At 73.4% G+C, this 13,620-nt stretch carries 8 protein-coding genes; 3 read left to right on the top strand and 5 right to left on the bottom strand.

Annotated features, from left to right (window positions below):
* Nucleotides 1-11 precede the first annotated feature (11 nt).
* On the bottom strand, nt 12-4,844 hold the full coding sequence (locus ACFSKW_RS16500; protein WP_379573121.1) for an amino acid adenylation domain-containing protein: 4,833 nt from the start codon (nt 4,842-4,844) through the stop codon (nt 12-14).
* Nucleotides 4,841-6,310, bottom strand: a complete 1,470-nt coding sequence (locus ACFSKW_RS16495) for a thioesterase domain-containing protein (protein ID WP_379573120.1) — start codon at nt 6,308-6,310, stop codon at nt 4,841-4,843. Before ACFSKW_RS16495 ends, ACFSKW_RS16500 begins: the two co-directional genes overlap by 4 nt.
* A gap of 673 nt (nt 6,311-6,983) precedes the next feature.
* Here ACFSKW_RS16495 and ACFSKW_RS16490 point away from each other — a divergent pair.
* Nucleotides 6,984-7,187 carry a DUF2283 domain-containing protein gene (locus ACFSKW_RS16490; RefSeq protein ID WP_379573119.1) on the top strand — a complete coding sequence of 68 codons (204 nt, stop codon included), beginning with the start codon at nt 6,984-6,986 and terminating at the stop codon, nt 7,185-7,187.
* Nucleotides 7,188-7,338: 151 nt separating this feature from the next.
* On the opposite strand, the gene ACFSKW_RS16485 is transcribed toward ACFSKW_RS16490, so the two are convergent.
* Entirely contained in the window at nt 7,339-8,310 is a 972-nt protein-coding gene (locus ACFSKW_RS16485; protein WP_379573118.1) for an LLM class flavin-dependent oxidoreductase, read from the bottom strand.
* Nucleotides 8,311-8,387: 77 nt separating this feature from the next.
* Entirely contained in the window at nt 8,388-9,734 is a 1,347-nt protein-coding gene (locus tag ACFSKW_RS16480; protein ID WP_379573117.1) for an SGNH/GDSL hydrolase family protein, read from the bottom strand.
* Between the two features lie 93 nt (nt 9,735-9,827).
* Between ACFSKW_RS16480 and ACFSKW_RS16475 the strand changes: the two genes are divergently transcribed.
* Both ACFSKW_RS16475 and ACFSKW_RS16470 read left to right on the top strand, forming a co-directional pair.
* Nucleotides 9,828-10,457, top strand: a complete 630-nt coding sequence (locus ACFSKW_RS16475; protein WP_379573116.1) for a TetR/AcrR family transcriptional regulator — start codon at nt 9,828-9,830, stop codon at nt 10,455-10,457.
* Between the two features lie 147 nt (nt 10,458-10,604).
* On the top strand, nt 10,605-12,386 hold the full coding sequence (locus tag ACFSKW_RS16470) for a serine/threonine-protein kinase (protein WP_379573115.1): 1,782 nt from the start codon (nt 10,605-10,607) through the stop codon (nt 12,384-12,386).
* Here ACFSKW_RS16470 and ACFSKW_RS16465 read toward each other — a convergent pair.
* Nucleotides 12,376-13,536 carry an MFS transporter gene (locus ACFSKW_RS16465; protein ID WP_379573114.1) on the bottom strand — a complete coding sequence of 387 codons (1,161 nt, stop codon included), beginning with the start codon at nt 13,534-13,536 and terminating at the stop codon, nt 12,376-12,378. The genes ACFSKW_RS16470 and ACFSKW_RS16465 overlap by 11 nt on opposite strands.
* Nucleotides 13,537-13,620 lie beyond the last annotated feature (84 nt).

Genomic DNA, 13,620 nt, shown 5'->3' with positions numbered 1-13,620 from the left:
GACAAGCTCGGTCATGGGGTCGTCCCTTTCTCGGTTCGGTTCCTCAGCCGGTCTCGCCGCACGGCGAGGCGGCGGGCCGCCCTGTCCAGGCCGGGGCTGCCGCCCCCGCCGTCGAGGTGGGCGGCGAGCGAGCTGATCGTGGGGTGGCGGAACAGCTCCACGATCGGGATGTCACGGCCGGTCGCGGCCTTCAGCCGCGCCTGGACGGCGGCGATGGCGAGCGAGTGGCCGCCGATCTCGAAGAAGTTGTCGTCGGGCCCGAGCCGTGGCACGCCCAGGACGGCGTGCCACACCTGGGCGACCACCTTCTGCGTGGGCCCGTCCAGATGGCTGTCGCCCTTGGCCGTCTCGGCGGCCCGCGCGGGCCGGCGGCGCAGTGCGTCCCTGTCCACCTTGCCGTTGGGCGTGAGCGGCAGCGCGGGCAGCAGCACCACCTCGCCGGGGACCGCGTGCTCGGGCAGGACGCGGCGGAGCTGCTCCAGCACCCGGTGCGCGGTCAGTCCCGGTCTGGCGGGCACCACGTAGCCGGTCAGCGTCCCGCCCTCCGCCAGGGCGGCGGGCACGGCTGCGGCGGCCCGCACGTCCTGGCAGGCGGCCAGGGCGGCCTCCACCTCGCCGAGCTCCACCCGGAAGCCGCGGACCTTCACCTGGTCGTCGGCGCGGCCGGCCGGGGTCACGGTGCCGTCGGGGTTGAGCCTGCCGAGGTCACCGGTGCGGAACCTGTCGCCGTCGAAGCGGTCCTTCGTGAGCTCCTGGTCGAGGTAGCCGGTGGAGAGGTGGCGGCTGCGCACCACCACCTCGCCCAGCTCGCCCACCGCGGCGCGGCGGCCGTCCGCGGCGAGGACGAGGATCTCGCTGCCCTCGACCGGCCGGCCGATGGGCACCGGGTCCGCCGTGGGCTCGCCCAGCTCGTACCACGCGTGGGCCTGCGGCGTCTCGGTGGTGCCGTAGAAGGCGACCAGCCTGGCACCCGGCACGAGCCGCCGGAGCCTGGCGGCCTCGGCCCAGGTGAAGCGATCGCCGCCCACGCCGACGAGCCTGACGGCGGGCAGCGTGGTGCCGGTGCCCGCCAGCATGGCGGCGAGTTGCGGCGTCAGGTGCAGGACGGTGATCGCGTGCTCGGCCAGCCACGCGGCCAGCCGTACCGGGTCGCGGAGGAGCTCCTGTTCGGGGACGGACAGCGTCGCGCCCGCTCTGACCGGGACGAACATGTCGCGCAGCGCCGGATCGTGGCCGAGTCCCGACAGCAGCGCGAACCGGTCCTCCGGCGTTATCCCGAACGTCCTGACGTACCAGTCGGCGAAGTGGGCGAGCGGGCGGTCCGTGGTGACGACCGGCTTGGGGTCGCCGGTGGTGCCCGACGTCAGCGACAGGTAGCCGCGCTCAGGGTGGATCGTGGCGTCCTCCTCGTCGGTGAGGACGATCTCGGGCAGCCCCTCCAGGCCGGGCGCCAGCTTGATCACCGCCCGCGCCCCCGCCGCCTGCCTCTCCTGTACGGCGGGCGGATGGGCGGAGTCGACGACCAGCCACCGCGCCCCCGAGGCGAGCACGCCGAGCAGCAGCCCCGGCAGCTCGGGCACCCTGGACGCCAGCACGGCGACCGTCTCGCCGGGCCGTACCCCAGCGCGCCTGATGGCCGCCACGGTCCTGCGCCGCAGGCTGCCGTAGGCGTCGCCGTCCAGCAGCCCAGGGCCGTCCCAGCCGGGAAGCTCGGGCTCAGGGGCCTGCGGCTCACGACGTCCGGTCAGCAGCTCGCCGAGCAGGTCCACGTAGCCCTTGAGCATCGCGTCCATGCGTTCGGCCGAGTACAGGTCCGGGTTGTAGACCAGTTCGAGCGCGTAGCCGTCGGCGCGCTCGCTCACGTACATGGTCAGGTCGAACAGCGCGCCGGGCAGCCCAGGCCGCAGCGGCTCGCTCGCGCAGCCCGGCAGGTCCAGCCGCGCCTCGGCGAAGTTGTACATGTTGAACAGCACCTGCGTGACCGGGTTGCGGCCCAGGTCGCGCGGCAGGCGCAGCAACTCCATCAGCGGCGTCAGCGGCACGTCCCTGTGCCTGATGGCCGCGTTGAGCTCCCTCGCGCATGCCGTCACCTGCTCGTCGAACCCGTCCTTGGGCCGCAGCCGCAGCGGGAGGATCTGCACGCACATGCCCACCAGCCGGTCGAAGGCCACGTGCGGCCGGTCCGCGTACGCCGCGCCGATCACCAGGTCGTCGCGGCCCGACAGGCGGGCCAGCTGCAGGCCGAAGGCGGCCAGCAGCACCGAGTAGGGCGTCGCGCCCAGCCTGGCCGCCAGCGCGCCTACCTGGCCGGCCGTCGCCGCGTCCAGTCCCGCGCGGCAGGCCGCTCCCCTGAACGTCTGCTCCGGCGGCCTGGCGTGGTCCCTGGGCAGGTCGAGCACCAGCGGCGCGTCGTTCAGGTGGTCGCGCCACCAGGTGAGGGCGCCGCCGCCCTGCTCGCGCAGCCAGCGCACGTAGTCGGCGAAGCCGTGGTCCGGCTCGACCAGTGAGTGCCCGCGGTAGGCGGCCGCCAGGTCGCGGTACAGGACGTCCTGGGACCAGCCGTCGAAGACCAGGTGGTGGACGGTCAGGCAGAGGACGTGGTCGTCGGGTGCCAGCCGGATCAGCCTCGCCCGAAGGAGCGGCCCCGCGGCCAGGTCGAACCTCGCCCGCGCCTCGGCCTCCAGGAGCCCGGCGAGATCCTCCGCGTCGGCGAGCTCGTCGACCGGGAGCTGGACCTCGTACGGCGGCGCCACCGACACCTCGGGCATCCCGTCACGCGAGGCGACCCGCCAGCGCAGCACCTCGTGCGCGGTCACGACCGCGGTCAGCGCGCTCCTCAGCGCCGCCGGGTCCAGCGGGCCGCGGACCCGCTCGGCCATCGCGATGTTGTGCGCCGTCGAGCCTGGCGCGAGCTGCTCCACGAACCACATCCGGCGCTGGGCCGGTGACAGGGCCGCTGGGCTGCCGGTGGGCGGGGCGTCACCGGTGTCGAGCGGCGCCCGCTCGACCAGGGTGTTCAGCCCGCCGAAGGTGCGCGCCGCGTAGACGTCCTCGACGGAGACGTCCCTGCCGAGTTCCGCGCGGACCGCGGCCACCAGGCGCATCGCCCGCAGCGAGTGGCCGCCGTGCTCGAAGAAGTCGTCCTCGTCGCCGGGGACGGGCGCGTCGAGCACGCGGGCCCAGATCCCGGCCAGCCCGCCGGCCTCGCCCACCTCTTCGGCCCGATCGGCCCGCGCCGTCCCGCCGGCGGTCGGCCGCGCCTGCGCCGTCCCGGCCTGGGCCGCCGCCTTGAGCGCCGCCAGATCCACCTTGCCCGAGGCGTTCAGGGGCAGCATGGCCAGCCGTACCAGCCTGCTCGGCAGCATGTACGGCGGCAGCCGCACCGACAGGTCCGCGCGCAGGGCCGCCAGGTCGGGCGCGTCCTCCGGCGTCACGTAGGCGACCAGCTCGCCCGCGAAGTCCACGACCGCCTGCAGCACTCCCGGGTGCGCCCGCAGCGCCGACTCGACCTCGCCGATCTCCACCCGCTGCCCCTGGACCTTCACCTGCCGGTCGAGGCGGCCCATGAACGAGATACGGCCGTCGTCCTCCCACGCCACGTGATCGCCCGTCCGGTACAGCCGCGCCCCGGGCTCGGCCGAGAACGGGTCGGGCACGAAGCGCTCGGCCGTCAGGCCTGGACGGCCGAGGTAGCCGCGGCTGACCTGAGGACCTCCGATGAACAGCTCGCCCGGCACGCCCGGCGGGCACTCGTTCAGGTCCTCGTCCAGGATGTGCGCCCTGCAGCCGCCCAGCGGACGCCCGATCGGCAGCGGGCGCTCCCACACGCCGTCGAACGCGCCGCCGACCACGCACACCGTCGACTCGGTCGGGCCGTACCAGTTGTGGAAGCGCGCGTGCGCCGACCAGCGCGCCACCTGCTCGGGGCCGGGCGGCTCGCCCGCCGTCACGAGATCCAGCAGGTGCGGCAGCCGCGCGGGATCGACGAGCGGCAGCAGCGCCGGAGGGATGAAGCCCCAGGTGACCTCGTGCTCCTCGAGGAAGCGCTGCAACCTGGCGGGGTCCACCCTGTCCTCGTCGGGCACGAGCTGCACGCATCCGCCCGCGGTGAGAGGAGCCAGCATGTCCATCACCGAGACGTCGAACCCGAGGGCGGAGAAGGCGATCGAGCGGCAGGACCCGTCCAGGCCGAAGTGCGCGACGGTCGCGGTGGCGAAGGCGACGGCGCTGCGGTGGCTGACGACCACGCCCTTGGGCCGGCCCGTAGACCCCGAGGTGTAGAGAACGTATGCGGCGTTCCCCGCCACGGCCGGTCCCGCCGTGGCGCTGTCGCCTCCTGTGCCGTCCGTTCCGGGGCGCGTTCCTAGGCCGTGCGATCCGGCGCCGTGGGATGCGGAGCCGCCGGCCCCTGTGCCGTGGGCCGCGACGAGCGTGCGGCCGCAGCCGTCGAGCAGCTCCCTGCCGGCTCCGTCCACGACGACCACGGCGATCCCGGCGTCGTCGAGCACCTCTTCGAGCCGCCTGCGCGGATGCCCCGGGTCCAGCGGCACGTACGCGCCGCCGGCCAGCAGCACGCCCAGCACGGCCACCGGCATCAGCGGCGTCCGCCGCGCGCACAGGCCCACGCGCGTCTCCGGACCCACCCCGAGCTCGGCCAGCCGCGCCGCCAGGCGTGCCGCGCGCGCGACCAGCTCGGCGTACGTCAGCGTGGCGCCCCACTGCCGGATCGCCGGCGCGTCGGGCGTCCGCGCGGCCTGCGCCAGGATCAGGTCGCTCAGCAACCCGTCCGGTGGCGTGTGCGCGGGCCCGTGCGTCCAGCTCGTGCCGAGCGAGGTCAGCGTCATCCTGCGGCCTCCACGCGATGCGGTTCCGTCTGGCCCTGCCGTACCGTTTCGAAACGCAGGCGGAAGCGGGGGGAACGCACGGCGAGCGCGCCGATCGCCCGCCCCAGCGGCAGGTGCGTCACCCGCCACTCCGCCAGCCTCGCCACCTCGGGCGCCGCCTCGGGAACCCACGTCGCCCCCGGCTGCTGCCCCGCGAACCCGAACAGCGCGGGATCCACCCGCAGCCCGTCCCCGCTCGCCTTGAGCACTGCTTCCTTGGCCGTCCACGTGCGCAGCGCGCTCTGCAGCCGCAGCTCCTCGGGCAGCGCCGCGAACTCGGCCGCCTCCCGCTCGTCGAGCGCGCCCTCGCAGAACGCCTGCTCGTTGGCAAGCGGGCGGATCCGCTCGACGTCCGCGCCCACCTCGCGGCCCCAGGCCAGCGCCACCAGCACCAGCCCGCCCGACTGGCTCATGCTGAACGTCAGGTCCGTCCCCGTGTACGGCTTGCCGCCTGGCTTGATGCGCAACTCCTCGACGCCGGTCTCGACGCCGTAGTCGCGCAGCAGCCGCCTGAGGACCACCGAGCGGCCCACGTACCAGTCCTTGTGCTCCTGGCGCCGGAACCTGGCGGCCCGCGCCGCCTCCTTGGGCGACAGCTCGCCGACCGCCGCGCACGCCTCGGGCAGCCGCGCGAGGTCGGCCAGCCAGACGTGCACATCGTCCTCGCCGGGCTGGTCCGGGGTGCCCGTGCCGTGGAAGTCCTCGGCGATCGCCCTCGCCACCTGCTCGCCGTGCGTGTTGAGGAAGAGGTGGCCCGCGTCGAGCGTGTGGAGGCGGAACCCGGAGGAAGTGTGGCGGGCCCAGCCGAGCATCGACGGGTCAACCACTTCGCGGTCGTGCGCGCCGGCGAAGGCGACGATCGGGTGCGACAGGGGGGCCTGCCGCGTGTGGCGGTAGCCGCGCAGCCACGCCATGTCGGTGCGGAGCGCGGGGACGAGCAGCGCCTTGACCTCGGGCTGCGACCGTAACTCCGTGGGCGCGCCGAGCCGGTGGATCACCTCGTCGAGGAGTTCCTCGTCGTCCAGGCTGGTCCACCGGGCGAGCGTCTCCTGGCGCTCCGGCGGGTGCGCGGCGCCGACGTAGAGGCGCAGGGGCGGGTGCGCGCCGAGCCGCCGTAACTCGCGGACCACCTCGAAGGCCAGCCGCGCGCCCATGCTGTGCCCGTAGATCGCGTACGCCGGGCCGGCGACAGGGGGGAGGTGGGCGGCGATGGAGCGGGCGATGGATTCCGGGGCGAGTGCCCCGGGCCTCGCGATCCGGCCATCACGGCCGGGGAGCATCACCACCCGCACGTCGAAGGCGCCCTCGAAGGCATGCCGCCACGCCCAGAAGGCGGAGACGTCGCCGCCGGCGTAGGGGATGCAGAACAGCAACGGAGCGCCGGGCAGGGATCGCGTCAGCGAGGCGAACGGTGGATCGAGTAGCACGTCATCCTGTCGCATTGCTACGCGAAGTCACCCCCAGACGGATCCGTCAGCCCATGCGAGGTCGTCGCACGAACAGCGGAGTACGGGATCGCTCGTGCAGGGTTTCGTCCTGCCGAGGATCGGTCAGCGCCAAGCCACGCCCTTCCTATTATTTCGTCCGAAACTCAGTCAAGGGGTGAAGTTTCAAGCAATGTCTAAATATTGATTTCGGGCATTGTGACAAATTGGACATTCAATTGTCTCGAAACGAACAAGATCGAGGTCATGGGGGGTTTCGGTTGGGGCGAGGTCTGACGGTTGGGGCGCTGCGCTCCTGGTGCGACGTCGTATCGGACACTCCCTGTCACGGTGGATCACCAGGAGGATATGACCGAAACGAGTGTTCCGGTCCCTTACTTTCGGGCAACGGACGCCCGAATCGACCTGTGGAGTCGATTTTTGGTCAACCAATGTGTCAAACAGGGCATAAGTGCTGGCTGACGCGTTACCGGCGTGTTTACCAGGAGAAATGGCGCGTTCCATTCCGTCCGGTCAGGTGCTCAGTCCGTGGTCGACCTGACCGGTCGCCTGCCGCCGCCGGGCCGGCAGGCGGCTCGGCGACGCGACCGTGACGGGCAACTCTGCTTTCCTGTTCGTGCAGGACGACGTCGCTCGCCGGCCACCAGGAGGCTCGATGACGCTGGAAAAGCATCCAGGCATGTGGACCTACGATCCCGAGGCCGAGGCGGCCTACATCTACCTGCGCGGGCCGATCGCGCCCGGCGGGGTGGCCAGGACGGTCCCCGTGGACCACGCGATGGTGAACCTCGACCTGGACGAGGACGGTCAGGTGATCGGCATCGAGATCGTCGCCGCCTGGCCGGCGAAGGGGGCCTGAGGCGGGTCGAACGCTCTCCTGCGGCTCGGGCCGGTCACGCGGTGGCGGGGACGTCGTCCGGGGCTCGGAGTGGTCACGCGGTGGCGGGGACGTCGTCCGGAGCTCGGAGCGGTCACGCGGTGGCGGGGACGTCGTCCGGAGCTCGGAGCGGTCACGCGGTGGAGGGCAGGACGTCGTCGGCGATCCGCTGGAGTTGGCTCGCGAGCCGCTCGGGAGGGAACAGCCAGAGCCCCAGGGAGTCGGCGCCGGCGGCGCGCAGCTCCAGGAGCCGGTCCCGCACCCTGCCGGGGGTGCCGGCCACCGCGAACTCGTCGATCCAGGCGTCCTCGACGACGAGGGGCTCGCCGTCCGCCAGGCCCGCGATCCGCTCCCGTACCTCGGCGCCGTGCTTCGACCGCGTGACCAGCGCCGTGTGGGACTCCGCTCTGAGGAAGAAGCCGACGGCCTCCCGTACGGACTCCCGCGCCACCTGCTCGTCGTCGGACACCGAGGCCAGGACGAACGCCGTGATCGGCGGGGCCGGCCGGTCCGCGGCGGCCGACCGCTCCCTGGCCCAGGACACGTAGGAGGGGCCAGCGAGAACGGACAGCAGGATCCCGTCGGCGACGGCCCCCGCGGCTCGGAGCGCGCGCTCGTTGACGGCGCCGATCCACAGCTCGGGCGGCCGCTCCGGCGGGAACTCCAGTCGGATCCCGGCGAACTCGTGCGTGCTCGTCCGGCGGTCGACGGCGGCGCCGTTCAGAAGCTCCCGAAGGACGCCGAAGGTCTCCGTGACCGCCGTCAGCGGGCGCTCGGGCATCAGGCCCATCTGACGGAGCCAGTGGCCGTTGCCGAGCCCGACGGCGGCGCGGACGCGTCCGGGATGGATCCGGCTCAGGCCTGCCAGCTCCATGGCCAGGATCGCCGGATGCCTGGTCATCACGCTGGCCAGGCCGAGGCCGGCCGGCACCGTCCGCGTGGCGGCGAGGAGCCGGGTCAGCCCGGACAGGCCGCCGGTGAAGAAACAGTCCTCGGAGAACCACAGCTCGCCGAAACCGAGCCGCTCGGCGAGCGCCGCGCCCCCGGTCAGTTCCTCCGGCGGCGTCAGGCTGCCGAAGACGACCCCGATGTTGCTCGTGTCCATCGTGCTCCCTCCGGATCGGAGGCCAACCGGACGGTGTGCCCATTTGGCATGGAACCGTAACCGGACGGATCGTCCACTTATTCCGAGAGGCGCAGGGCGGTGGCGACCGCCTGGCTCATGGCGCGGTAGCCGGCGTCGTTGGGGTGCAGCTTGTCCCCGCTGTCGTAGGCGGGGTCGAGCAGGTCGGGGTCGGACGGCGCGGCCATCGCCCGGTCGAGGTCGGCCACGGCGTCGTACTCACCGGAGGTACGGATCCACCGGTTGAGCTCGTCACTGACGGCCGCCGCGTGCTCGCCCCAGTGGTCGGAGCCCTTGAACGGCAGCAGCGTCGCGCCGATCACCTTGAGGCCCCTGGCGTGCGCCTCCCTGATGAGCCGCCGGTGCCCGTCGATCATCTCGCGTGCCGACACGACGGGATTCGGCTTGTAGGTGGGTGTGTCCGACTCGCTGAAGCCGATGTCGTTGACGCCCTCCAGGACGATCACCGTGCTCGCCCCCGGCTGGTCGAGCACGTCGCGACGGAACCGGGCCGTCGACCTCTCCCCGTACCAGGCGGAGTCGTTGAGCACCATGTTCCCGCCGATCCCGGCGTTCAGCACGGGCCGTGGGTCGCCCGCGGCGGCGAGAAGCTCGGCCAGCTCGTCCGGGTAGCGGTTACCGGCGTCGTTCGTGGACCCGAAGCCGTCGGTGATGGAGTCGCCGAAGGCCACCACCGCGCCGCGGCCGCCCGCGCCGCCGATCACGTCGACGCCGGTGAGGTAGTACCACGAGTGCGTGGTCCGGGTGAACGCGGCACCGCCCTGGTCGTCGCGATGGTCGCCGGCCGCGCGGTAGCTGGTGGCGTATGCCTGGGAGTGGAAGGTGGCCGGACCGGTCGTCCCCGCGAAGTACAGGGTGACGGTCAGCGACTCCATGGGTTCGACCTGTAGCGGCACGGGGTCGCTGGCCGCCTGGCCGTGCGCGGGGACGAGCGTCGACCTCGTCCGTCCGAACGTCAGATGCCGGAGCGAGCCCGGCCGTATCGAGGCGCCGTCGCCCGCGCGGGCGACGGTCGCGCCCGTCAGCCGCAACGGCGAGGTGCCGTAGAGATTGGACAGCCGGACACGGAGCGCCGAACCGCCGGCGGTCATCCTGACGACCTGCCGCACGCTGTGCTGGGAGAAGCCCTCCTCCGACCAGTTCGGCTCGAACCCCGCGCTCGCCCGTTGCGGCGAGGCGATCCAGCCGGCGGTCCAACCGCGACCGCCCGCCGCGGCGGTGGGGGCCGCGCTGGAGGCCGGGGTGGTGGCCGTCGCGTGAGCGGGGGTGGGGGCGGCCTCGGGTGGCTGTGCGGCGGCACCCTCGACGCCGACCGCCATCGCGGAGAGCGCGAGCAGCGGAGCGACGAGCAGCCCTGCGCGGATCTTGCGCTTCAGCGGGCTCATGGAGATCTCCTTCGTTGCATTCCACCTAACGGGGCTGTTTTCCCGTTAAGATATGAACGACGGTAGCAGAATTAACGGAACTGGAGAACCGTTATGACCGGTGAAGGCGCGGAGCCCGGCACGACCAGGCCAGGAGGCCGCACCGCCCGGGTACGCGCGGCGGTGCTTCAGGCCACGGGGGACGCCCTGGTGGAGAAGGGTTTCGCCGCCCTCGACCTGGCCGACATCGCACGCCGCGCGGACGTGGGCAAGACGACGCTGTACCGGCGCTGGGGAACCACGGCCGCCCTGGTGGCCGACCTGCTGGTCGACATGGCCGAGCAGTCGCTGCCGCGCGCGGACACCGGCACCCTGCTCGGCGACCTCCAGGCCAACGCCCTCCTGGTACGGCGCACGCTGACCGACCCCCGGCAGGGAGAGCTCTTCAAGGCGATGATCACCGCCGCCACCTGCGACGAGAGGACGGCCGCCGCGCTGCACCGCTTCTACGAGATCCGCATCGCGGAATGGGCGCCCTGCGTCGAGCAGGCCGTAGAGCGGGGAGAGGTGCCCGAGGGAACGGACGCGCACGAGGTGATCCGCGCCGTCTCGGCCCCGCTCTACTACCGCCTGCTCGCCAGCGGCGACCCGCTGGACGAGGCGGCCGCCCACCGCGCCGCCGAGGCGGCCACCGCCGCGGCCCGCGCGGGGGTGTACGCCGGCGAGGCGGGGAGGGTTGTATAGGTTTCCACCGCGGACGGGGGTTCGAGGGATCACCTGCACATGGCGACTGCGGTTCCCGATCGGATACGGCCGCATCCGCGTGATCTTTCTGGCCCTGATGTACGTGACTATGGTGATCTAGTTCTGTTGAGGGGCGAAAGGCGAACAATGGCGACGGGCGGGTCCGAGGAGTCTCTGGGAAGCCGGTACGTCCTCGTGGAGGAGATCGGCGCCGGCGGGATGGGAACCGTCTGGCGGGCGCGCAGCCGGGACTCCGGCGAGATCGTGGCGGTCAAGCTGCTGCGCGACGGTCTGGCCGGAGACCAGGACCTGGTCCTGCGGTTCGTCCAGGAGCGCAATGTGATGCGGGCGCTGCGTCACCCCAACGTCGTCACCGTGCGGGACTTCGTGATCGAGGGCGAACGGCTGGCCCTCGTGATGGATCTCGTCGAGGGCGGGGACCTGCGCGCCCTGCTCCAGCGGTCAGGCACGCTGCCTCAGGCGGCGGCGGCCGAGCTCATGGCGCAGGTCGCCGACGCGCTGGCGGCCGCCCACGCGCTCGACATCGTGCACCGCGACGTCAAGCCCGGCAACGTCCTCATCGACGCCGCCACCGGCCAGGCGCGGCTGACGGACTTCGGCGTGGCCCGCATCGTCCACGGTCCCGGACTGACCCAGACCACCTCGGTCATCGGCACGCCGACCTACCTGGCGCCCGAGGTGGCCGACGGCAGCGCCCCCACGCACGCGGTCGACGTCTACGCCGTGGGCCTGATCCTCTACGAGCTGGTCGCCGGGCGGCCGCCGTTCGTCGGCGAGCATCCGATGGCGCTGCTCAGGCAGCACGCGAGCGCGACACCCCGGCGGCTGCCCGGCATGGCCGACGCGCTGTGGGCGGTCGTCGCGGCCTGCGTCGCGAAGAACCCGGCAGAGCGGCCCGGCGCGGCACAGGTCGCGACGGCACTCCGTACGGCGGCGCCGTCGCTGGAGGGGCTGCCCGCGCTGCCCCGCGTCGCCAGGCAGGAGCCCCCCTCCGCCACCTCGGAGCCCCTCCCGGTGTCGGCGGCGTCCGCATCGGGAGCGCCGGTTCCCCCGGTCGCGCCGGGTTCGCCCGGAGGAGCGTCGCGGCCTCTCGTGAGCGCCGAAGAGACCGTCGCCTCGGCTCGCCGCGGGCCTTCCCGCCGGCCGTTGACGGTCGCCCTCGCCGCCGTCGCGGCCCTGGCGCTGAGCGCGGCGGCCGTGGCCTTCGTGGCGCCGTGGCGGGCGCCGGAGGCCGTGGCGAACGCCCCGGGCGCATCCGGCGGGTCGACCGCCGACTCGAAGACCGACGTGGGGACGGAGGCCACCACCCCGCCTCCGCCGGTCGTGACGACGGAGACGAAGCAGGACAAGACCGGCAGGAACCCCCCGGACCGCTCGGAGACCACGAAGGTGGCGGAGGCGCGGCCGCCGCAGGACCACGACGAGAAGGAGACCGACACCGAGCAGGTGAAGACCACCAAGGAACAACCGCCGGAGACGCCGCGCCCCGAGGAGACGACGTTCGTGGACGGCGAGCCGGTGGGAGGGGATCGCCCGGACGGCTCCGCGAAGCCCGACTGGAAGTGCCGCCCGTGGATCTCCGCCGGGCCGGGCACCGACGTGGAGATGTCGCCCTGCATCGCGGTGAAGGGCGACACGATCCTCCTCAAGGGGAAGCTGAGAGGGCCCACCCGGGTGCTCTCCGACATCCACGTCCAGGTGTACGACACGGTCGCCGAACGGGTCGTCTCCCGGCCCTTCATCTGCAAGGGCCGTCCCCTGCCCGGAGGCGGCGGCATCGTGCACTGCGGCCCGCACGCCGCCACGGTCGCGCAGAGCGGTGCCACGCTCGACGTGCGGCAGCGGTGGAGGAGGACGGGAACGATCACGTGGGCAGGCGGTCGCGAGAGTCCCACGATCATCTGGTAGCGCTACGTCCCCGCGATCCGTAGGCGACGAGCGGTCCCACGGCCAGCAGGACGGCCAGGGCGGCGAAGCCGTACCCGAGACCGAAGACGGTCGCCACGCCCGCCACCAGCAGCGGGCCGCCCGCGTCGCCGAGCTCGCGGCCCAGCTCGGCCGACCCCATCGTCTGGCCGAGGCGCTCGTGCGGGGTGGCGGCTGCCAGGGCGGCGAACCCGAGCGGCGTGATCAGCCCTGTGCCCGCGCCGACCAGGGCGGCGGCGGTCAGGATCCCGGGCAGTCCCGGCAGGACCGCGCAGCCCAGTCCCGCGGCGGTGACCAGCAGTCCCGCGGTCAGCCCGGTGCGGGTGGTGAGGCGTCCCGCGTCGAGGGCGCGTCCCGCGGCCGGTTGCACGACGGCGGCGCACGCGGCAAGCAGGGACACGGCCGCGCCTGTCGCCACGGGGTTGAGACCCGCGGCGGCGCCTGAGACGGGCAGGAAGCCGACCCCGACCGACAGCGCGGCGGTCGCGCCCGCCAGGGCGGCGGTCGGGCCGAGAAAGGCGGGGGAGGCGAGCCGCCTGGCCAGGTCGAGCACCGTCTGACGGGCGCGGGGCAGCGGGGGCACGGCCGGAACGGCGACGGCCGACCAGCCCGCGACCACGAGGCCGAGCACGGCCATGATCGCGAACAGGAGCGACAGCCCGCCCGCCCAGACCACGACCCCGCCGAGCAGTGGTCCGAGCGTGTAGCCGATGGACTTGTAGAACCCGTAGCCGCCGAAGGCGCGGCCGTGCGCGGTGGCCGGGTTGAGCCTGGCGACCAGGGCGGAGGCCGAGGGGGAGAAGGCCGAGGCGGCGGCGCCCTGACCGAGGCGGGCCGCCCACAGCCAGCCGGGGCTGTCGGCCACGGCGTAGAGGGCGGAGGCGGCGGCGAAGGCGAGCAGGCCGCCGAGCAGGACGGGGCGGGCGCCGACGCGGTCGGCGAGCGTGCCGAAGACGGGTTTGAGCAGCACTTCGGCCCCGTCGTACAGGGCCAGCAGCCCGCCGAGCACCAGCAGCGAGGTCACCGCGTCGTCGCTGAAGCCGCCCAGGTTGGCGGCGACGCCGTGGGCGCCGAACGCGGTGGTGAACCCGGCGGCGTACAGCGGCCACATGGCGCGAGGACGCCCGCTCACGCCGCGCCCCTCCCGCGCGGGACGGCCGCCCGGCGCCGCGAAGGCTCCGCCGCGGGATCGGTCACCAGGATCGGCCGCCGCATG

The sequence above is a fragment of the Nonomuraea mangrovi genome (assembly GCF_042681425.1).
Classification (GTDB): domain Bacteria; phylum Actinomycetota; class Actinomycetes; order Streptosporangiales; family Streptosporangiaceae; genus Nonomuraea; species Nonomuraea mangrovi.
Note: the sequence above shows the minus strand (reverse complement) of the source record. Positions and strands in the feature narration are given on the sequence as shown.